The sequence below is a fragment of the Kitasatospora sp. NPDC094028 genome (assembly GCF_049543595.1).
GTDB lineage: Bacteria > Actinomycetota > Actinomycetes > Streptomycetales > Streptomycetaceae > Kitasatospora.
The window spans coordinates 445,568-466,960 of the sequence record NZ_JBMVFA010000003.1 but is presented as its reverse complement, the minus strand read 5'-3'; the positions used below and the strand labels follow the sequence as shown (position 1 = coordinate 466,960).

The 21,393-nt window shown below is 73.4% G+C and carries 5 protein-coding genes; 4 read left to right on the top strand and 1 reads right to left on the bottom strand.

Annotated features, from left to right (window positions below):
• Positions 1–14: 14 nt before the first annotated feature.
• The gene (locus ACPC54_RS07600) at positions 15–647 is read right to left on the bottom strand and encodes an RNA polymerase sigma factor (RefSeq protein WP_498962260.1); all 633 of its coding nucleotides are present in this window, start codon (positions 645–647) and stop codon (positions 15–17) included.
• A 945-nt stretch (positions 648–1,592) separates the two neighbouring features.
• Here ACPC54_RS07600 and ACPC54_RS07595 point away from each other — a divergent pair.
• The 4 genes from ACPC54_RS07595 (at position 1,593) to ACPC54_RS07580 (ending at position 21,391) form a co-directional block, all read left to right on the top strand.
• Positions 1,593–3,098, top strand: coding sequence for a DHA2 family efflux MFS transporter permease subunit (locus tag ACPC54_RS07595; protein ID WP_498962258.1), 1,506 nt, complete (start codon positions 1,593–1,595; stop codon positions 3,096–3,098).
• A gap of 33 nt (positions 3,099–3,131) precedes the next feature.
• Positions 3,132–3,893: a thioesterase II family protein gene (locus tag ACPC54_RS07590; RefSeq protein WP_498962256.1), complete on the top strand. Its 762-nt coding sequence runs from the start codon at positions 3,132–3,134 to the stop codon at positions 3,891–3,893.
• A gap of 249 nt (positions 3,894–4,142) precedes the next feature.
• Positions 4,143–10,667: an SDR family NAD(P)-dependent oxidoreductase gene (locus ACPC54_RS07585; RefSeq protein WP_498962255.1), complete on the top strand. Its 6,525-nt coding sequence runs from the start codon at positions 4,143–4,145 to the stop codon at positions 10,665–10,667.
• Positions 10,668–10,795: 128 nt separating this feature from the next.
• The gene (locus ACPC54_RS07580; RefSeq protein ID WP_498962253.1) at positions 10,796–21,391 is read left to right on the top strand and encodes an SDR family NAD(P)-dependent oxidoreductase; all 10,596 of its coding nucleotides are present in this window, start codon (positions 10,796–10,798) and stop codon (positions 21,389–21,391) included.
• Positions 21,392–21,393 lie beyond the last annotated feature (2 nt).

Below are 21,393 nucleotides of genomic sequence, written 5' to 3'. Positions count from 1 at the left end.
GCTTGCGCGCGCGGTCAGCGTTGCAGCTCCAGGGCGTAGGTCCGCATCCCGGAGCGGGTGATGGTGTCCACCAACTCCTTCGCCCGCTCGGACCGTTCGGTCTCGCGCTGGAGGAGTTTGGCGAGATGGGCCAGGCAGCGCGACCGGATCGGGCCGAGCGAGCCCCGCGGCATGCCCAGCGTCGCGCTGATCTCGTCGTAGGACATGGGCGGGTCGGTCACCAGCAGCCCGAGCAGGGCCTGGCACTTGGGCGAGAGCGCGCAGTACGCGAGCAGGACCTCGTTGTCCCGCTCCTTGGCGAGCGCGATCTCCTCCGGGTGGTTCTCGGTGGGTTCGGACTGGTCGAACACCGGGGAGTCACCGACCGGCGAGGTGCGGCCGGACTTCTCGATGTGCTTCAGGCTCTCCCGACGGGCCGACACCGCGATCCACTGGGACAGCTTCTCGGGGTCGCGCAGCTTTCCCAGGTGCTGGATGACGCGCATCCAGGTGGTCTGGCTGACGTCCTCGCAGTCGGCCGTGCTGAGCCGGTGCCCCCGCGCGATCGCCCAGATCAGCGGCGTGTAGCGCTCGACGATCCGGCTCCAGCTGTCCTGGTTCCCGGCTATGCAATCGTCAACTAGTTCGTTCAGGGTAGGTGTACGCATACATCCCCCGTTTGTCTGCTTCTCGTCACCGCTGGTCATGTGTGGTGTCGACCCAGCGGTTGACGCTGATGTCCCGCCGAACGCACGCGCTGCGCCCGGGTCAAGCGGTGCAGCAATCCCTGACCGTCACGTGGAATTAACGGATCCCCTCACGGATCCGCGACGGCTTATTCGTATTCCCCCTCATCGTCGATTCCGACCTTATCGCCGAGCACCGACAATTGCCGTTTCCCCCAGCCCCCGGTAGGGCCCTTGGACCCTGTCGCGCCCCTCGACCCCGAGGACGCCGGATGAACCGTGGACCCCCACTCTCCGTCGAGTATGTCGAACACTTGGTGTGCTCGTCAAAGGTCCTCTGATCAACGGGATGTGGTGGGCCGTGAGTTGGTCTGGACCGGACGGTCGGACGGGCCGGGAACGGGCCCGTGACCTGGGACTGAGGGCATTTCGGATCGCCGATGTTCCGTATTTCCCGGGCGCGTCGCCGCGGTGGGTCATCGGTTAGTTGACGTGCTTTCTCGTTTGGTCCGCGGGGGCGGGTTGTCGGGGGGATCGCCGACGGGTTTGCCGTGAATTCTTTGCGCACCGGCTTCCCGCCGCCGAACCTAACCGGCGGGTAACTCCGGCCCGGTGAAAGAGATTTGCTGGTCGGGGCGGTGCGAGGGCGACAGCGTGCGCGGACAATTGAAATGTCATGGTCAAAGAGGGGGTCAAGAAGCGTCGGGGGGCGCGTGCGGCGAAGCGCCTGCCGCGCGGTCGACCGTACCGTCCACCCCGTGACCGGCGGGGATGTGAGATCCGCCACATCCATGACAGAAAGTCGCTGCATGTGTACCCAGACGGTGACTCGTGGGATCTGGGTTGCGGCAAAAGGGGCGCAACCGGCTCGTTGGGACGGGCATGGTGGTCCCGGAAGGTCGCAACCGTACCGTTGGGAAGGCAACCGTGACCGTTGAACGCAACCCCTGGCCGGCGCTGGGCGCGCTGATCGCCGGGTTCTCACTGATCATCCTGGACATGAGCGTGGTCGCGGTCGCCAACCCCGCGATCACCGAATCCTTCGACACGAGCGTCTCGCAGGTCATCTGGGTGACCAGTGCCTACCTGCTCACCTATGCGGCGCCGTTGCTGTTCACCGGGCGGCTGGGCGACCGCTTCGGGGCCAAGAACATCTACCTGATCGGCCTGGCGGTCTTCACGCTCTCCTCGCTGTGGTGCGGCGTGTCCGGGAGCATCGGCATGCTGATCGCCGCGCGCGCCGTGCAGGGCCTCGGCGCCGCGCTGATGACGCCGCAGACGATGGCCGTGATCACCAAGATCTTCCCGGCGGACAAGCGCGGCGCCGCGATGGGCATCTGGGGCGGCTCCTCCGGCATCTTCCTGCTGCTCGGCCCGGTCGTCGGCGGCCTGCTGGTCGACTCGGTCGGCTGGGAGTGGATCTTCCTGGTCAACGTGCCGATCGGCGTCGTGGCCTTCGCGCTGGCGTGGAAGCTGGTGCCGGCGCTGCCGACCGAGGAGCACAAGTTCGACCCGGTCGGCATCCTGCTGTCCTGCGCCGGCATGTTCCTGCTCGTCTACGGCCTGCAGGAGGGCAACAACAAGGACTGGGACGCCGGTATCTGGCTGATGATCGGCGGCGGCCTGGCCGTGCTCGCCCTGTTCGTCTTCACCCAGGCGCGCACCAGGAACCAGCCGCTGCTGCTGCTCTCGCTGTTCCGCGACCGCAACTTCTCGCTCGCCAACGTCGGCATCGCCTGCATGGGCGCCGCGGTGACCGCGTGGACCGTGCCCGCCTACTTCTACCTGCAGGGCGTGCGGGGGCTCACCGCGGCCGAGTCGGCGCTGGTCTTCGCGCCGCTGGCGATCATGACCGGTGTCGCCGCGCCGTTCGTCGGCAAGATGTCCGACAAGCTGCACCCGCGCATCTTCACCACCATGGGCTTCACGGTCTTCACCGTCGCGATCGCGGTGTTCGCCGTGCTGATGACGCCCGACTCGCCGCTGTGGGTGTTCTCCACCGTGGCCGGCGTGACCGGTATCGCCAACGCCATGTGCTGGGGCCCGCTCGCCGCCACCGCCACCCGCAACCTCCCCGTCCACCAGGCCGGTGCGGGCTCCGGGATCTACAACACCATGCGGCAGATGGGCTCCGTGCTCGGCAGCGCCGTGGTCGGCTCCCTCCTGGTCGACCGGATCGCGGCGCACCTGCCGGGCGCCGGCGGCCACTCGAAGAGCTTCGAGGGCAGCCCCAGCGCGGTGCCGGACTTCCTCCACGAGCCGTACGCCAAGGCCCTGAGCGAGACCAGCCTGCTGCCCAGTGCCTTCCTGGCGGTGGGGGCGCTCGCCTGCGTACTGTTCGTCAAGTTCCCGGAGAAGGCGGCGGCGCCGGAAGCGCCGGCCGCCGTCCGGGAGAAGGCCGATGACGTCGTGTCAGGCGGCGCGGCAGGATGAGCGCAAGACGCAATTGAGCGGGGAGATCGAAAAATGGTCGACACGGACGGCTTCAACCTCTGGATTCGCAAGCTGAGTTCGGCGCAGGAACCCAAGGCCGCACTGGTCTGTTTCCCGCATGCCGGTGGATCGGCGAACTCCTATTTCCAGTTCGCCCGCGGTTTCGGCGAGTTCGACGTGTACGGCGTGCAGTACCCCGGGCGGCAGGACCGGCGGCGCGAGCCGTTCCGGGACAGCATCGCGGAGCTGGCCGCCGACATCGCCGAGCAGCTGGACGACTGGACGGACCTGCCGGTCGTGCTGCTCGGCAACAGCATGGGCGCGCTGGTGGGCTTCGAGGTCGCCCAGCGGCTGGAGGCCGCAGGCCGGGCCCCGCTGTCGCTGTTCGCCTGCGGGCGGGTGGCGCCGACGCTGCGCAAGGACGAGCAGACCCACCTCAAGAGCCGGGAGGACTTCCTCCGGGAGATGGTCGAGCTCGGCGGCATGGGGAGCGAGCTGCTGCAGGACGAGGAGATCATCGACATCGTGCTGCCGCCGATGCAGGCGGACTACCGGATCGCCGAGAAGTACTGCAGCTCGCCGGAGGCGCGGATCGGGGTGCCGATCCACGTGCACATCGGCGACGTCGACCCGAAGGTCTCCGAGTCCGAGGCGGCCGGCTGGCGTCAGGCCACCACCGGGGGGTTCAGCCTGGACGTCCACCAGGGCGGCCACTTCTTCTTCACGGAGAACGGTGACGGGCTGACCGCCGCCGTCCGCCGGTCGGTGGAGGACGCGCTCTCCGCGAAGGCGTAGCGGCAGGCGTCGAGGGCCCGTGCCCCCTCCGGTCGGAGGGGGCACGGGCCTTCGCGTGCGCGAAGCAGGGCGGAGGGATGGATTCCTCTTCCTGGGGGACATGACAAACAGTCAGAGTGCCCGGGCTCCGGGGCGGCTACACCTCGTGCGAGAAATTCTTCGAGATTGGCTGTATCTGGACAGCCCACCGTCGGATCTACCAATCGACCACAAGGTCGACGGCATGAGTCCGAAGGTGGGGGAAACAGCATGGCCCTCGAGAAGCCCGACGTCGTCGGAGCCCTGCGCAAGTCGCTGAAGGAGACCGAGCGCCTGCGGCGGCAGAACCAACAGCTGCTCGACCGCGCGGCCGAGCCCCTGGCGATCGTCGGGATGAGCTGCCGCTTCCCCGGCGGCGTGGCCTCGCCCGAGGACCTGTGGTCGCTGGTCTCCGAGGGCCGGACGGGAATCTCGGAGTTCCCCGCCGACCGCGGCTGGGACCTGGACAACCTCTACGACCCCGACCCGGACCACCCCGGCACCGCCTACACCCGGCACGGCGGCTTCCTCCCCGGCATGGCCGAGTTCGACGCCGACTTCTTCGGCATCTCGCCCCGCGAGGCGCTGGCCATGGACCCGCAGCAGCGCCTGCTGCTGGAGGGCGCCTGGGAGGCCTTCGAGGACGCGGGCATCGACCCGCTGACCCTCAAGGGCAGCGACACCGGCGTCTTCTGCGGCCTCATGTTCTCCGACTACCAGTTCGTCGCCGGCCAGAGCGACCGCCGCCCGGAGATCGAGGGCTACCTCTCCATCGCCTCCTCGCCCAGCGTCGCCTCCGGCCGGATCAGCTACACCTTCGGCTTCGAGGGCCCGGCCGTCACCGTCGACACCGTCTGCTCCTCCTCCCTCGTCGCGATCGACCTGGCCGGCAAGGCCCTGCGCAACCGGGAGTGCTCGCTCGCCGTGGTCGGCGGCGCCACCACCCTCGCCCGGCCCAGCGCCTTCGTGGAGTTCAGCCGCCAGCGAGCCCTCTCGCCGGACGGGCGCTGCAAGGCGTACGCGGCGGGCGCGGACGGCGTCGGCTGGGCCGAGGGCATGGGCCTGCTCGTGCTGGAGCGGCTCTCCGACGCGCGGCGCAACGGCCGCCGGATCCTCGGCCTGGTCCGCGGCAGCGCCGTCAACCAGGACGGCGCCAGCAACGGCCTCACCGCGCCGAACGGCCCGTCCCAGGAGCGGGTGATCCGGCAGGCGCTGGCCAGCGCCGGGCTGACCACCGCCGACGTGGACGCCGTCGAGGGCCACGGGACGGGAACGCCGCTCGGCGACCCGATCGAGGCCGAGGCGCTGCTCGCCACCTACGGCCAGAACCGCGAGAACGGGCCGCTGTGGCTCGGCTCGATCAAGTCGAACTTCGGCCACACCCAGGCCGCCGCCGGCGTCGCGGGCGTGATCAAGATGGTGATGGCGCTGCGCAACGAGACGCTGCCGCCGACCCTGCACGTGGACGCGCCGTCCCCGCACGTCGACTGGGCCTCGGGCGAGGTCGCGCTGCTCACCGAGGCCCGGGACTGGCCGGTCGCCGAGGGGCGGCCGCGCCGGGCGGGCGTGTCCTCGTTCGGGGTCAGCGGGACCAACGCGCACGTGATCCTGGAGGAGGCGCCGGCGGTGGAGCCGGCCGAGCCGGCCGAGGACGCTGAGCCGGCCGGGGCCTCCGGGGCTTCCGCGGCTTCCGCGGGGGCCGGCGGCGTGCGGACGCCGGTGTTCGTGCCGCTCTCGGCGCGCAGCGAGGCGGCGCTGCGCGAGCAGGCCGACCGGCTCCGGGCCCACATGATCGCCCGCCCCGAGCTGGACCACCTCGACATCGGCTTCACCCGGGCCACCATGCGCGCCCAACTGGACTACCGCGCGGTCGTCGTGGCCGCCGACCGGGGCGCCCTGCTGACCGGGCTGAGCGACCTCAGCTCGGCGGAGCCGGCCGCGAACGTGCTGGAGGGCCAGACCGGCGGGTCGGCCGTCAAGCCGGTGTTCGTGTTCCCGGGGCAGGGTGCGCAGTGGGTCGGAATGGCGGTCGAACTGCTGGACTCGGCGCCGGTGTTCGCGGCGGAGATCGCCGCGTGTGGTGAGGCGCTGGCCGAGTTCGTCGACTGGAGCCTGGAGGACGTCCTGCGCGGCAAGGAGGGCGCGCCGTCGTTCGAGCGGGTGGACGTGGTCCAGCCGGCGCTGTTCGCGGTGATGGTGTCGCTGGCGGCGCTGTGGCGCTCGTACGGTCTCGAGCCGGCGGCCGTGGTCGGGCACTCGCAGGGCGAGATCGCGGCGGCCTATGTTGCGGGCGGTCTGTCGCTGCGTGACGCGGCCCGGATCGTCGCGGTCCGCAGCCAGTTGGTGCGCGACAGGCTCGCGGGTCTCGGCGGCATGATGTCGGTGGCGCTGCCGGTGGAGCGGGTCGAGGAGCTGCTGAAGCCGTACGAGGGCCGCCTCTCGGTGGCCGCCGTGAACGGCCCGGCCGCCGTCGTCGTCGCCGGTGAACCCGGCGCGCTGGACGAGGTGTTCGAGGCCTGCGAGCGCGACGGCGTCCGGGCCCGCAAGGTCAAGGTCGACTACGCCTCGCACTCCGCGCAGGTCGAGGCCATCGAGGCCGAGCTGCTCGCCGCCCTCGCCCCGGTCGAGCCGACCAGCGGCCGGATCCCGTTCTACTCCACCGTCGTCGGCGAGTTCATCGACACGGCGGTGCTGGACGCCGCCTACTGGTACAAGAATCTGCGCGGCCAGGTCGGCTTCGAGCCCGCCATCCGCGCGCTGATCGACAAGGGCATGGGCTGCTTCCTGGAGGCGTCCCCGCACCCCGTGCTGACCATGGCCGTGGGGGACACCGTCGAGGCGGCGGAGGCCACCGGCCGCGTGGCCGTGGTCGGCTCGCTGCGCCGCGGCGAGGGCGGCCCGGAGCGGTTCTCGCTGTCGCTGGGCGAGGCCTACGCCGCCGGGGTGAAGGTCGACTGGGAGGCCGTGTTCGCCGGCACCGGCGCGCAGCGCGTCGACCTGCCGACGTACGCCTTCCAGCGGGAGACCTACTGGTTGACGCCGTCCGCGCAGGGCGGTGACGTCGTCGCGGCCGGCCTGGACCGGATCGGGCACCCGGTGCTGGCGGCGGCCGTGCAGGTCGGCGACCGTGACGAGTGGGTGTTCACCGGACGGTTCTCCACCGAGTCGCAGCCGTGGGTGCGCGACCACGTCGTCCTCGGCGTGGTGATCGTCCCCGGCGCCGCGCTGGTCGAACTCGTCCTCGCCGCCGCCCGGCACCTGGGCTGCGAACTCCTCGACGAGCTGGTCTTCGAGGCGCCGCTGACCCTCGACGAGGGCGCCGCCCGGCACGTCAAGGTCACCGTCGGCGCACCGGGCGAGGACGGGCGGCGCGAGCTGTCCATCCACTCCCTCGCCGAGGCCGGGACCGGCCCGGACGGCGCGCGGGACACCGTCCGGCACGCCCGCGGCCGGCTCGCCCCCGAGGCCGGGCCGGTCGCGCCGTTCCCCGCGGTCTGGCCGCCGGTCGCCGCCGTCGAGTCCTCCGCCGACGCCCTGTACGAGCGGCTGGCCGACCTCGGGCTCGACTACGGCCGGCTGTTCCAGGGCGTTCAGACGGTCTGGCGCAGCGGCTCCGAGGTGTACGCCGAGGTGGCGCTGCCCGAGGACGCGGCCGTCGACGGCTTCGCCGTCCACCCGGCGCTGTTCGACTCCGCGCTGCACGCCAGCATGCTGGACAAGGCCGCCGGCTCCGCCCCCGACCTGCCGTTCTCCTGGTCCGGCGTGCGGCTCGGGCGCCCGGCCGCCGCCCGGGCCCGGGTGCGGATCACCGGCGCCGGCGAGTCCGCGTTCCGGGTCGAGGTCGCGGACGGGGACGGCGAACTGGTCGTCGCCGTCGACAGCCTCGCCGTGCGGCCCGTCGACCCGGCGCAGCTGCGCGCCCGCGGCGAGCAGAACGAGCTGTTCCAGCTGGAGTGGACGCCGGTCACCGGCGCCCCGTCGCGGGCCCGCATCGCCGTCCTCGGCGAGCTCGACGCGCCGGGCGAGCGCTTCGCCGACCTGGCGGCGCTGGAGAAGGCGCTGGAGGCCGGTGCGGCCGGGCCGGACCTGGTGCTCGCCGCGATCGACGGCCCCACCGGGACCGACCCCGCCCGGGCCGCCGGCGCGGTCGCCGAGCGCACCCTCGCGCTCGCCCAACTCTGGCTCGCCAGCGAATGGCTGGGCGAGGCGACGCTCGTCGCGGTGACCCGGAACGCGGTCGCCGTCGGCGCCGAGCCGGTGGACCTCGCGCAGTCCCCCGCCTGGGGCCTGCTGCGCAGCGCGCAGGCCGAGCACCCCGGCCGGTTCGTCCTGGTCGACACCGACGGTGCGGCCGCACCGGACTGGACCTGCCTCGCGGACCTCGACGAGCCGCAGCTCGCCGTGCGCGGCGGCGCCCTGCTCGCGCCGCGGCTCGCCCGCGCCGTCGCCGCCCCCGCCGGGCAGGCCTGGCGGCTGGGCAGCACCGAGAAGGGCTCGCTGGAGAACCTGACGATCCTGCCCTCGGACGGCGCCCGCGCGCTCGGCGTCGGCGAGGTGCGGATCGGGGTGCGGGCCGCGGGCGTCAACTTCCGTGACGTGCTGATCGCGCTCGGCATGTACCCGGGCGAGGCGCCGCTGGGCAGCGAGGCCGCGGGCGTGGTGCTCGAAGTCGGCGCCGACGTCACGGACCTGAAGCCCGGTGACCGCGTCTTCGGCCTGGTGATGGACGCCTTCGGCCCCGTCGCCGTCGCCGACCGGCGCACGGTCGCGCCGATGCCGGCCGGGCTGACCTTCGCCGAGGCGGCGGCGGTTCCGGTCGTCTACCTGACCGCCTACTACGGCCTGGTCGACCTGGCCGGCCTGCGGGTGGGCGAGAAGCTGCTGGTGCACGCGGCGGCCGGCGGTGTCGGTATGGCCGCGATCCAGCTCGCCCACCACTTCGGCGCGGAGGTGTTCGCGACCGCGAGCCCCGCCAAGTGGGACGCCGTGCGGGCGCTGGACGTGCCCACCGAGCGGATCGCCAACTCCCGCGACCTGGGCTTCCGGGACGCGTTCCGGGCGGTGACCGGCGGCGGGGGCGTGGACGTGGTGCTGAACTCGCTGGCCGGCGAGTTCGTCGACGCCTCGCTGGAGCTGCTGCCGCGCGGCGGCCGCTTCCTGGAGATGGGCAAGACCGACCTGCGCGACCCGGAGGCCGTCGCCCGGCAGCACGCCGGGGTGCGCTACCGCTCGTACGACCTGGTCACCGCGGCCGGGCCGGAGCGCATCCAGGAGATGCTGGTCGAGCTCGCCGCGCTGTTCGAGCGCAAGGTGCTGGTGCCGTCGCCGATCCGCTCCTGGGACGTGCGCCGGGGCCAGGAGGCCTTCCGCTACCTGCGCGAGGGCCGCAACACCGGCAAGGTCGTGCTGACCGTGCCGGCGCCGCTCGACCCCGAGGGCACCGTCCTGATCACCGGTGGCACCGGCGGCCTCGGCGCCCTCTTCGCCAAGCACCTCGTCACCCGGTACGGCGCGCGGCACCTGCTGCTGGTCAGCCGTCGCGGCCCGGCCGCCGCCGGGGCCGCCGAACTCGTCGCCGAACTGGCGGAACTCGGCGCCGAGGCCCGGGTGGCCGCCTGCGACGTCACCGACCGGGCGCAACTCGCCTCGCTGATCGGCGCGGTGGAGCGGCCGCTGACCGCCGTCGTGCACACCGCCGGCGTGCTGGCGGACGGCGTCATCGAGTCGCTGACGCCCGAGCAGATCGGGCTCGTCATGCGGCCCAAGCTCGACGCCGCCTGGCACCTGCACGAGCTCACCGAGCGGCTGGACCTGTCCGCGTTCGTGCTGTTCTCCTCCGCCGCCGGCCTGCTCGGCAACGCCGGCCAGGCCAACTACGCCGCCGCCAACGCGGCCGTCGACGCGCTCGCCGCGTCCCGCCGGGCCGCCGGCCTGCCGGCCCTCTCGCTCGCCTGGGGCCTGTGGTCCGACTCCACCGGCATGACCGGCGAACTCGACGAGGCCGACCTCGCCCGGATGGAGCGCACCGGCATCGGCGCGATCTCCAACCAGCTCGGCCTGGACCTCTTCGACCAGGCCCTCGGCGCCGAGGCCGCACTGCTCGCCCCCGTCCGCCTCGACCCGGCCGCGCTGCGCGCCCAGGCCCGGTCCGGCCTGCTGCCCGCCCTGCTGCGCGGCCTCGTGCGGGCCCCCGCCCGCCGCGCCGACAACGCGCGCTCCCTGGAACGCCGCCTCGCCGGCGTGCCGGAGGCCGACCGGGAGCAGGTCGTGCTGGACCTGGTCCTGGCGCAGGTCGCCTCCGTGCTCGGCCACGCCTCGGCCGCGGCGATCGAGCCCGGGCGGGCCTTCAAGGACCTCGGCTTCGACTCGCTGGCCGCGGTCGAGCTGCGCAACCGGCTCAGCCAGGTGGCCGGTCTCCGGCTGCCCGCCACGCTGGTCTTCGACCACCCGACCCCGGTCGAGGCGGCGCGGCTGATCCTGTCCCTGGTCGGCGGGACGGGCGGCGTCGAGCAGCCCTCGCCGCTGGAGCAGGAACTGCAGCGGCTGGAAGCCCTGCTGATCGCCGTCTCCGGCCACTCGCAGCAACTCGCCGGTGCGGAGCCGAGGTTGCGCTCGCTCAGCAACCGGCTCCGCGCCCTGCTGAGCGCCACCGGCGCCGAGGACGCCGATGACGACGACACCTTCGAAGACGACCTCGACTTCGTTTCGGACAGCGACATGTTCGACCTGATCGACAAGGAGCTCGGATCCGCATGACCGGGAAGAACGACGAGGGCCGGAGCAGAGCGATGAGTGGTCGGACGAAGGCGTCGCAGGGGGGTTCGGCGAACGGTTCCGCGAACGGTTCGGCGAACGGTTCCGTGAACGGTTCGGCAAACGGTTCGGTGAGCGATGAGCAGAAGCTCCGTACCTACCTCAAGCGCGTCACCAACGAGCTGCGCACCGCGAACCGGCGGGTGCGCGACCTGGAGCAGCGCGACGTCGAGCCGATCGCGATCGTCGGCATGAGCTGCCGGTTCGCGGGTGGGGTGACTTCGCCCGAGGAGCTGTGGCAGCTGGTCGCCGAGGGCCGGGACGGGATGGGTCCGTTCCCGACCGACCGTGGCTGGGACCTGGAGAGGCTGTACGACCGGGACCCGGAGCGGCCGGGCAGCGCGTACGCCGTCGAGGGCGGTTTCGTCGACACGGCGACGACCTTCGACGCGGACTTCTTCGGGATCTCGCCGCGTGAGGCGCTGGCGATGGACCCGACGCAGCGGCTGACGCTGGAGACGGCGTGGGAGGCGCTGGAGGACGCGGGCATCGACCCGTCCTCGCTCAAGGGCAGCGACACCGGCATCTACGCGGGCACCGTGTCCTCGGACTACGGGCCGTCCACGCTGCCGGAGTTGGAGGGCTTCCGGGTCACCGGCACGCAGAGCAGCGTGATGTCCGGGCGGGTCGCCTACTCGCTGGGCCTGGAGGGCCCGGCGGTGTCGGTGGACACCGCCTGCTCGTCGTCGCTGGTGGCCATGCACCTGGCGGCGAACGCGCTGCGGGCCGGGGAGTGCTCGCTGGCGCTCGCCGGTGGTGTGACGGTGCTGGCCGGGCCGTTCCTGTTCGTGGAGTTCAGCCGTCAGCGCGGGCTGGCGCCGGACGGGCGCTGCAAGGCGTACTCGTCCGACGCGGACGGCACCGGCTTCTCGGACGGTGTGGGCCTGGTCGTGCTGGAGCGGCTGTCGGACGCGCGGCGCAACGGGCGCCGCATTCTCGGCCTGATCCGTGGCAGCGCGGTCAACCAGGACGGTGCGAGCAACGGGCTGACGGCGCCGAGCGGTCCGTCGCAGGAGCGGGTGATCCGGCAGGCGCTGGCCAGCGCCGGCCTGTCGGCGGCGGAGGTCGACGCCGTCGAGGGTCACGGCACCGGGACCAAGCTCGGTGACCCGATCGAGGCGCACGCGCTGCTGGCGACCTACGGGCGTGAGCGGGCCGGGGACGAGCCGCTGTGGCTGGGGTCGATCAAGTCGAACATCGGGCACACCTCGGCGGCGGCCGGTGTCGCGGGTGTGATCAAGATGGTCATGGCGATGCGCAACAACGTGCTGCCCGCCACGCTGCACGTCAACGAGCCGTCCCCGCACGTGGAGTGGGACTCGGGCCGGGTCGAGCTGCTGACCGAGGCCCGGGACTGGCCGGCCGGTGAGCGGCCGCGTCGCGCGGGCGTGTCCTCCTTCGGCGTCAGCGGCACGAACGCGCACCTCATCGTCGAGGAGGCGCCGGCGGAGGAGCCGGTCGCGCCCGCCGAATCTCCCGAGGGCGCGGGCGAGAGCGCGGACGAGGTCATGGCCCGTCCGGCGGGCGCGGTGCCGGTGGTGCTCTCGGCGCGTACGGACACGGCGCTGCGGGCGCAGGCCGAGCGACTGCGGGCACGGGTGGCCGCCGACCCGGACGCCCGGGTCGCGGACCTCGGGTACTCGTCCGTTTCTTCGCGGGCGCTGCTGGAGCGGCGTGCGGTCGTCGTCGCCTCGGGGCGTGACGAGCTGCTGGAGCGGCTGGCTGCCGTTTCGGCGGGGACGCCGGGTGTCGGTGGGAAGTCGGCGTTCCTGTTCACCGGGCAGGGCTCGCAGCGGGCCGGGATGGGCCTGGAGCTGGCCGCGGCGTTCCCGGTGTTCGAGCGGGCGCTGACCGAGGTCTGCGCCGAGCTGGATGCCCGACTGGGGCGCTCGGTGCGGGAGTTGATCGCGGCCGGTGGCGAGGAGCTGAACTCGACCGAGTTCACCCAGGCCGCGCTGTTCGCGGTGGAGGTGGCGCTGTTCCGGCTGGCGGAGTCGCTGGGGCTGCGGGCGGACTATCTGGTCGGGCACTCGGTCGGGGAGATCGCCGCCGCGCACGTCGCGGGCGTCCTCTCGCTCGCCGACGCCGCCGAACTCGTCGTCGCGCGTGGCCGGTTGATGGGTGCGCTGCCCGCCGGTGGCGCGATGGTGGCCGTGCAGGCCACCGAGGCGGAGGTCGCCGAGTCGCTGGCCGGGTTCGAGGGCCGGCTGGAGATCGCCGCGATCAACGCGCCCACCGCGCTGGTCGTCTCGGGCGACGCGGACGCCGTCGAGGAGTGGCTGCCGAAGGTCGAGGGCCGCAAGACCACCCGCCTGCGGGTCTCGCACGCCTTCCACTCGCCCCGCATGGAACCCATGCTGGCCGAGTTCCGTACGGTGGCGCAGAAGTTGACGTACGCCGAGCCGCGGATCCCGGTGGTATCGAACGTCACCGGCGCGCTGGTTGAGGCCTTCGACGCCGAGTACTGGGTGCGCCACGTGCGCCAGGCCGTGCGCTTCGCCGATGGTGTGGCCACCCTGTGGGAGCTGGGCGTTCGCCGCTTCCTGGAGCTCGGCCCCGACGCGGTGCTGACGGCGATGGCCCGCCAGTGCGTCGAGGACGACGCGGAGGCGGTGTTCGCGGCGGCCCTGCGCGCCAAGCGGGAGGACCGCGAGACCTTCGCGGGCTTCCTCGGCCGGGCCCACACCGCCGGCGCGGCCGTCGACTGGGCCGCCTACTACGCGGGCACTGGCGCGCGGCGCGTCGACCTGCCGACCTACGCCTTCCAGCGCGAGCGCTTCTGGCTGACCCCGGGTGCTGCCGCCGGTGACGTCACGGCGGCCGGGCTCGTGGGCATGGACCACCCGCTGCTGGCCGCCGCCGTGCAGGTCGGCGACCGGGACGAGTGGGTGTTCACCGGCCGCGTGTCCACCGAGACGCAGCCCTGGGTGGCCGAGCACCTGCTGCTCGGCGCCATGGTCGTGCCCGGCGTGGCGCTGGTCGAGCTGGCCATCGCCGCCGGCCGTCAGGTCGGTGTGCCAGTGGTGGACGAGCTGGTGCTCGAATCGCCGCTGCTCGTCCAGGAGGCCGTCACCCGTCAGCTGCAGATCGCGGTCGGCGCGGCCGGCCCGGACGGCCGCCGCGACGTCACCATCTACTCGCGGCCGGAGGGTGCCGCCGGGGAGGCCGAGGCCACCTGCCACGCCCGGGGCGTGCTGGGTGCCGACGCGGCGCCCGTGGCGGACTGGCCCGAGCAGTGGCCGCCGCAGGACGCCGAGCCGCTGCCCGTCGAGGAGCTGTACACCCGCCTCGCCGACATCGGCTACGACTACGGTCCGCTCTTCCACGGCGTCGAGGCCGTCTGGCGCGACGGCGACGAGACATACGCCGAGGTCACCCTGCCCGAGGGCCACGAAGGCTTCGGCATCCACCCCGCGCTCTTCGACTCCGCCCTCCAGAGCGGCGTCATCCTGCTCACCGGAACCGGTTCCGGCGCCCACCTCATGCCGTTCAGCTGGAACGGCGTGCAGCTCGACCGCACCGGCGCCACCCGCCTGCGGGTCCGCTCCGTCATGACCGGCGGCACCTCGCTGCGCCTGGACGCCGTCGACCCGGACGGCACCCCCGTCGTCTCCGCACGCTCCCTCATCGTCCGGCCCGTCGAGCAGGCGGCCATCGACGGTGCGCGCGGGGACGCGCGGCAGTCGCTGTACGCGGTGGAGTGGACGCCGGTCGCGGCCGGGAGCGTGGCCGGGGCTCCGGCCCTGGTGCGGATCGGCGCGGGGGAGGCTCACGAGGGCCTGGCCGCGCTGGAGGCGGCCCTCGCCGAGGGCGCCGAGGCACCACAGGTGGTCGTCGCCACGATCTCCGTCCACGGCGACCCCGTGCTCGCCTCGGCCCGTGCGGCCGTCGCGGAGGCGCTGGCGCTGGTGCAGGGCCGGCTGGCGAGCGAGTGGCTGGGCGAGGCCCGGCTGGTCGTGCTGACGCGCGGTGCGGTGTCGGTGGACGGTGAGGCGGCGGACGTCGCCCAGGCGGCGGTGTGGGGTCTGCTGCGCAGCGCGCAGTCGGAGCACCCGGGCCGGTTCGTGCTGGTCGACGCGGAGGCCGAAGTGGCCGACTGGGGCGCGGTGTTGGCGGCGGAGGAGCCGCAGCTTGCACTGCGCGGCGGGAAGCTGCTCGCGCCGCGACTGGCGAAGGCGTCGGCCGGTGGGCCGGCGGTCCGGTTCGACGCGGACGGGACCGTCCTGGTCACCGGCGGTACGGGTGGTCTGGGCGCGGTCGTCGCCCGGCACCTGGCGGCCGCGCACGGTGTGCGTGACCTGCTGCTGCTCAGCCGCAGTGGCCTCCAGGCCGCCGGTGCCGCCGAACTGGTGGCCGAGCTGGCGGAGTTGGGCGCGGCCGCGGAGGTCGTCGCGTGCGACGTGGCGGACCGTGAGCAACTGACCGCCGTGCTGGCCGGGTTGGCGAAGCCGCTGACGGCGGTCGTTCACACGGCCGGTGTCGTCGAGGACGGCGTCGTCGAGTCGCTGTCGGCCGGGCAGGTCGAGCGGGTGCTCCGGCCGAAGCTCGAAGCCGCCTGGCATCTGCACGAGTTGACGGCCTCGGCCGATCTGAAGGCGTTCGTGCTGTTCTCCTCGGTGGCCGCCCTGATGGGCAGCCCCGGCCAGGGCAACTACGCGGCCGCGAACGCGGCCCTGGACGCGCTGGCCGCGTCCCGCCGCGCCGCCGGCCTGCCGGCGACCTCGCTCGCCTGGGGCCTGTGGGGCGGCGACGGCGGCATGGCCGGCCGGCTCGACGAGGCCGACCTGGCCCGCCTGGAGCGCACCGGTGTCGGCGCGCTGTCCCAGGAACGCGGGCTCGACCTGTTCGACCTGGCGCTCGGCTCCGACGCCGCCCTGCTGGCGCCCGTCCAGCTCGACACGGCCGCCCTGCGGGCCCAGGCCCGGTCCGGCCTGTTGCCCGCGCTGCTGCGCGGCCTGGCGCCCGTCCCCGCCCGCCGCGGTGCGACCGGCGGCTCGCTCGCCCAGCGCCTCGCGGGCGTCGAGCAGCCCGAGCGCGAGCGGATCGTGCTGGACGCGGTGCGGGAGCAGGTGGCTGCTGTCCTCGGCCACGCCTCGGCCGCCGCGATCGACACCGAGCGGGCCTTCAAGGACCTCGGCTTCGACTCGCTCAGCGCCGTCGAGCTGCGCAACCGGCTCAGCCAGGCGACCGGCGTCCGGCTGCCCGCCACGCTGATCTTCGACCACCCCACCCCGGGCGCCGTCGCGCGGCTGCTGCTCGCCGAGTTCGGCGGCCTCGCGGACGCGCCGAAGCGCGCCGCCCGGCCCAAGCGGGCGGCGGCCGACGAGCCGCTGGCCATCGTCGGCATGAGCTGCCGCTACCCGGGCGGCGTGACCTCGCCCGAAGAGCTGTGGCAACTGGTCGCCGCCGGTCGTGACGCGGTCGCCGGCCTGCCCACCGACCGCGGCTGGGACCGCGACATCTACGACCCCGACCCGGACCTGCCGGGGAAGATCACCATGCGGGGCGGCGCCTTCCTGGAGCGGATCGGCGAGTTCGACGCCGAGTTCTTCGGCATCTCGCCGCGCGAGGCGCTGGCCATGGACCCGCAGCAGCGCCTGCTGCTGGAGACCTCCTGGGAGGCCATCGAGCAGGCGGGCATCGACCCGACGACACTGCGCGGCAGCGACACCGGCGTGTTCGCCGGCGTGGTGACCACCGACTACGGCGGCATGTCCTCCGGCGAGCTGGAGGGCTACCGCCTCACCGGGACCACGACCAGCGTGGTGTCCGGCCGGATCGCCTACACGCTGGGCCTGGAGGGCCCGGCGGTGTCCGTCGACACCGCCTGCTCCTCCTCCGCGGTCGCCCTGCACATGGCCGGGCAGGCGCTGCGCAACGGCGAGTGCTCTTTGGCGCTGGTCGGCGGCGTGACCGTGCTCGCCGGCCCGTACCTGCTCACCGAGTTCAGCCGCCAGCGGGCGGTCTCGCCGGACGGGCGCTGCCGGGCGTACTCGTCCGACGCGGACGGCACCGGCTTCTCCGAGGGCGTCGGCCTGCTCGTGCTGGAGCGGCTGAGCGACGCGCGGCGCAACGGGCGGAAGATCCTCGGCCTGGTCCGGGGCAGTGCCGTCAACCAGGACGGCGCGAGCAACGGTCTCACCGCGCCGAACGGGCCCTCGCAGGAGCGGGTGATCCGGGCGGCGCTGGCCAGCGCCGGCCTGTCGGCAGCGGAGGTCGATGCGGTCGAAGGTCATGGGACGGGCACCAAGCTGGGTGACCCGATCGAGGCGCACGCGCTGCTGGCGACGTACGGCCGTGAGCGGGCCGGGGATCAGCCGCTGTGGCTGGGCTCGATCAAGTCGAACATCGGGCACACCTCGGCGGCGGCCGGTGTGGCCGGCGTGATCAAGATGGTCATGGCGATGCGGCACGGCGTGCTGCCGCAGACCCTGCACGTGGACGAGCCGTCCCCGCACATCGACTGGGAGGCGGGCGAGGTCGAGCTGCTGACCGAGGCGCGCGCCTGGTCGGCCGTCGAGGGGCGTCCGCGCCGGGCGGGCGTGTCCTCGTTCGGTGTGAGCGGGACCAACGCGCACATCATCGTCGAGGAGGCGCCTCCGGTCGTGCGGAGCACGCAGGCGGCGCCGGAGGTGCCGGCGGGTGCGGTGCCGGTGGTGCCGGCGGGTGCGGTGCCGGTGGTGCTGTCGGCACGCACGGACGTGGCGCTGCGGGCGCAGGCCGAGCGGCTGCGGGCGCACCTGCTGGCGCGGCCCGAACTGTCGGTCGCCGACGTCGCGTTCTCCGCGGTCTCCTCGCGGGCGCTGCTGGAGCGGCGCGCGGTCGTCGTCGCCTCGGGGCGTGACGAGCTGCTGGAGCGGCTGGCCGGGGTGTCGGCCGGGGTGGGGGCGGTCGGCGGGAAGTCGGCGTTCCTGTTCACCGGGCAGGGTTCGCAGCGGGCCGGGATGGGCCTCGAACTCGCGGGCGCTTTCCCGAAGTTCGACGAGGCGCTGACCGAGGTGTGTGCCGAGCTGGACCCGCGCCTGGGCCGCTCGCTGCGGGAGCTGCTGGCGGCGGACGGCGCGGAGCTGGACGCCACCGAGTTCACGCAGGCCGCGCTGTTCGCGGTGGAGGTGGCGCTGTTCCGGCTGGCGGAGTCGCTGGGGCTGCGCGCCGACTATCTGGTCGGGCACTCGGTGGGTGAGATCGCGGCCGCGCATGTGGCCGGGGTGCTGTCTTTGGCCGATGCGGCTGAACTCGTGGTGGCGCGTGGCCGGTTCATGGGTGCGCTGCCGGGTGGTGGCGCGATGGTGGCCGTGCGGGCGGGTGAGGCCGAGGTGGCCGAGTCGCTGGCCGGGTTCGCGGGTCGGCTGGAGATCGCGGCGGTCAACGGGCCCGCGGCCGTGGTGGTTTCGGGTGACGCGGATGCCGTCGAAGAGTGGCTGCCGAGGGTCGAGGGTCGTAAGACGACGAGGCTGCGGGTCTCGCACGCGTTCCACTCGCCGCGGATGGAGCCGATGCTGGCCGAATTCCGTGCGGTGGCGCAGAAGTTGACCTACGCCGAGCCGCGGATTCCGGTGGTGTCGAACGTCACCGGCGCGCTGGTGGCGGCGTTCGACGCCGAGTACTGGGTGCGGCACGTGCGCCAGGCGGTGCGCTTCGCCGACGGCGTGACCACGCTGTGGGAGCTGGGCGTTCGCCGTTTCCTGGAGCTCGGCCCCGACGCGGTGCTGACGGCGATGGCCCGCCAGTGCGTCGAGGACGACACGGAGGCGGCGTTCGTCCCGGCGCTGCGCGCCAAGCAGGGCGAGGGCGAGACCTTCGCGGGCTTCCTCGGCCAGGCCCACGCCGCCGGCGTTCAGGTCGACTGGGCGGCCGTGTTCGCGGGCACGGGCGCGCAGCGCGTCGACCTGCCGACCTACGCCTTCCAGCGCGAGAACTACTGGCTCGCGCCGAAGGGTGGCACCGGCGACGTCGCGACGGCCGGGCTGGACCGGATGCGGCACCCGATCCTGGCGGCGGCCGTGCAGGTCGGCGACCGGGACGAGTGGGTGTTCACCGGCCGGATGTCCCAGGAGAGCCAGCCGTGGACCCGTGACCACCAGGTGTTCGGGATCGTCCTGGTGCCCGGGACGGCGATGGTCGAGATGGCGCTGACCATCGGCCGCCGCCTGGGCTGCGAGGTCGTCGACGAGATGGTCATCGCCGCGCCGCTGGTGCTGGAGGACGACCTGACCCGGCAGATCCGGATCACGGTCGGCCCGGCCGGCGAGGACACCCGGCGCGAGTTCGCGCTGTTCTCCCGGGTCGAGGCGGGCGAGGACGAGGCCACCGAGCTGACCTGCCACGCCCGCGGCTGGCTCTCCGCCAACGCGGAGCCGCTGCCGCAGCTGCCCGTCCCGTGGCCGCCGGCCGACGCCGAGCCGCTGACGGTGTCCGAGCTGTACTCGATGCTCAACAAGAACGCCCACCTCACCGACGCGGGCTTCGACTACGGCCCGGCCTTCCGCGCGGTGCGGACCGCCTGGCGCCGGGACGGCGAGGTCTTCGCCGAGCTGGCGCTGCCCGAGGAGGCCGGTTCGCCGGACGGCTTCGCCATTCACCCGGCGATGTTCGACTCCTCCCTGCACGGCGGGCTCGGCATGCTCGACATGGGCGAGGGCAACCCGAGCGGCCTGCCGTTCTCCTGGTCCGGCGTGCAGCTGGAGCGCTTCGGCCTCACCCGGATCCGGGTGCGGATCTCGCTGCCGGACCCGACCTCGCTGCAGCTCGACATCGCGGGCGAGGACGGCCTGCCGCTGGCCTGCCTGCGCCGCCTGGACGTCCGCCCGGTGGAGCAGGCGCACCTGGAGGCGGCCCGGCGGGACGGCGAGCGCCACCTGTACGAGCTGGACTGGGTGCCCGTGCAGCCGGGTGCCGGGGCGGCGGACCTGAGGGTCGCGGCGGTCGGCGCGGGGGAGACCCACGCGGACCTGGCGGCGCTGGGCCGGGCGTTGGCCGAGGGCGGTGAGGTGCCGCAGCTGGTGGTGGCCTCGGTGGACACCTCGGTCGGGGGTGAGGCCGAGGCCGTCATCCGGGCGTTGGCGCTGGTGCGGTCCTGGCTGGCGGACGACTGGTCGGGTGAGGCCCGGTTGGCGCTGGTGACGCGTGGTGCGGTGTCGGTGGACGGTGAGGCGGCGGAGGTCGCCCAGGCGGCGGTGTGGGGTCTGCTGCGCAGTGCGCAGTCGGAGCACCCGGGCCGGTTCGTGCTGGTCGACGTGGACGGTGAAGTGGCCGACTGGGGTGCGGTGGTGGCGGCGGAGGAGCCGCAGCTTGCACTGCGCGGCGGGAAGCTGCTCGCCCCGAGGCTCGCGAAGGCGGCCATCGGCCAGTCGGTGGTGGAGTTCGATGCCGGGGGCACGGTTCTGGTCACCGGTGGTACGGGTGGTCTGGGTGCGGTGTTCGCGCGGCACCTGGCGGCGGCGTACGGGGTGCGGCATCTGCTGCTGTTGAGCCGGCGTGGTCCGGCGGCCGAGGGTGTGGCCGAACTGGTGGCGGAGCTGGCCGAGTTGGGTGCGGCGGCGGAGGTCGTCGCGTGCGATGTCGCGGATCGCGGGCAACTGGCGTCGGTGTTGGGCGGGTTGGGTCGTCCGCTGACGGGTGTCGTGCATGCGGCCGGGGTGCTGGACGACGGTACGGTCGAGTCGTTGGCGCCGGAGCAGGTCGAGCGGGTGCTGCGGCCGAAGGTCGAAGCGGCTTGGCATCTGCACGAGTTGACGGCCTCGGCCGATCTGAAGGCGTTCGTGTTGTTCTCGTCGGTGGCGGCGCTGATCGGCAGTCCGGGTCAGGGTAACTACGCGGCGGCGAACTCGGCGTTGGACGCGTTGGCGGCGTCTCGTCGGGCGGCGGGTCTGCCGGCGGTCTCGCTGGCCTGGGGTCTGTGGTCCGAAGCCGGTGGTATGGCGGCGCGGTTGAGTGGTGCGGAGCTGGCGCGGCTGGAGCGGATGGGGGCGAAGCCGTTGACGGCCGAGCTCGGTCTCGGTCTGTTCGACCGGGCGCTGGCCTCGGACGCGGCGCTGCTCGCGCCCGTCCAGCTCGACACGGCCGTTCTGCGCGCCCAGGCCCGGGACGGCGTGATCCCGGCCGTGCTGCGCGGGCTCGCGCCCGCCCCCGCCCGGCGGGTGGACACCTCGACGGTGACGCTGCGCGACCGGCTTGCGGGCGTCGCGGTCGCCGACCGGCCGGCCGTCATCCTCGACCTGGTGTGCACCCACGTGGCGGCAGTGCTCGGCCACGCCTCGGCCGCGGCCATCGAACCCGAGCGGGCCTTCCAGGAGATGGGCTTCGACTCGCTCGGCGCCGTCGACCTGCGCAACCGGCTCACCCAGTCCACGGGCATGCGACTGCCCGCGACGCTGGTGTTCGACCACCCGACACCCGGGGAGATCGCGCGACTCCTGCTCGCCGAGTTCGGCGGCGGCGACGAGCCGGCCGAGGCACCCATCGACAAGGAACTGACGAAGCTGGAAGACATGCTCGCCGCGATCGCCGACACCGACCGGCGCCACGTGGCCGAGCGACTGCGCCGCCTGCTCTCCGTCGTCGCCGACGACGACGGACAGGCGGAGAGCACGGCCGAGCGGATCGAGGCGGCCAGCAATCTGGACGAGGTCTTCCAAATGATCGACGCCGAGTTCGGCGAAGCGTGACA

What these genes read in the sequence shown, in the direction of transcription:
- ACPC54_RS07600 (WP_498962260.1), bottom strand. Translation starts at nt 647, where the DNA reads ATGCGTACACCTACCCTGAACGAACTAGTTGACGATTGCATAGCCGGG.
- ACPC54_RS07590 (WP_498962256.1), top strand. Translation starts at nt 3,132, where the DNA reads ATGGTCGACACGGACGGCTTCAACCTCTGGATTCGCAAGCTGAGTTCG.
- ACPC54_RS07585 (WP_498962255.1), top strand. Translation starts at nt 4,143, where the DNA reads ATGGCCCTCGAGAAGCCCGACGTCGTCGGAGCCCTGCGCAAGTCGCTG.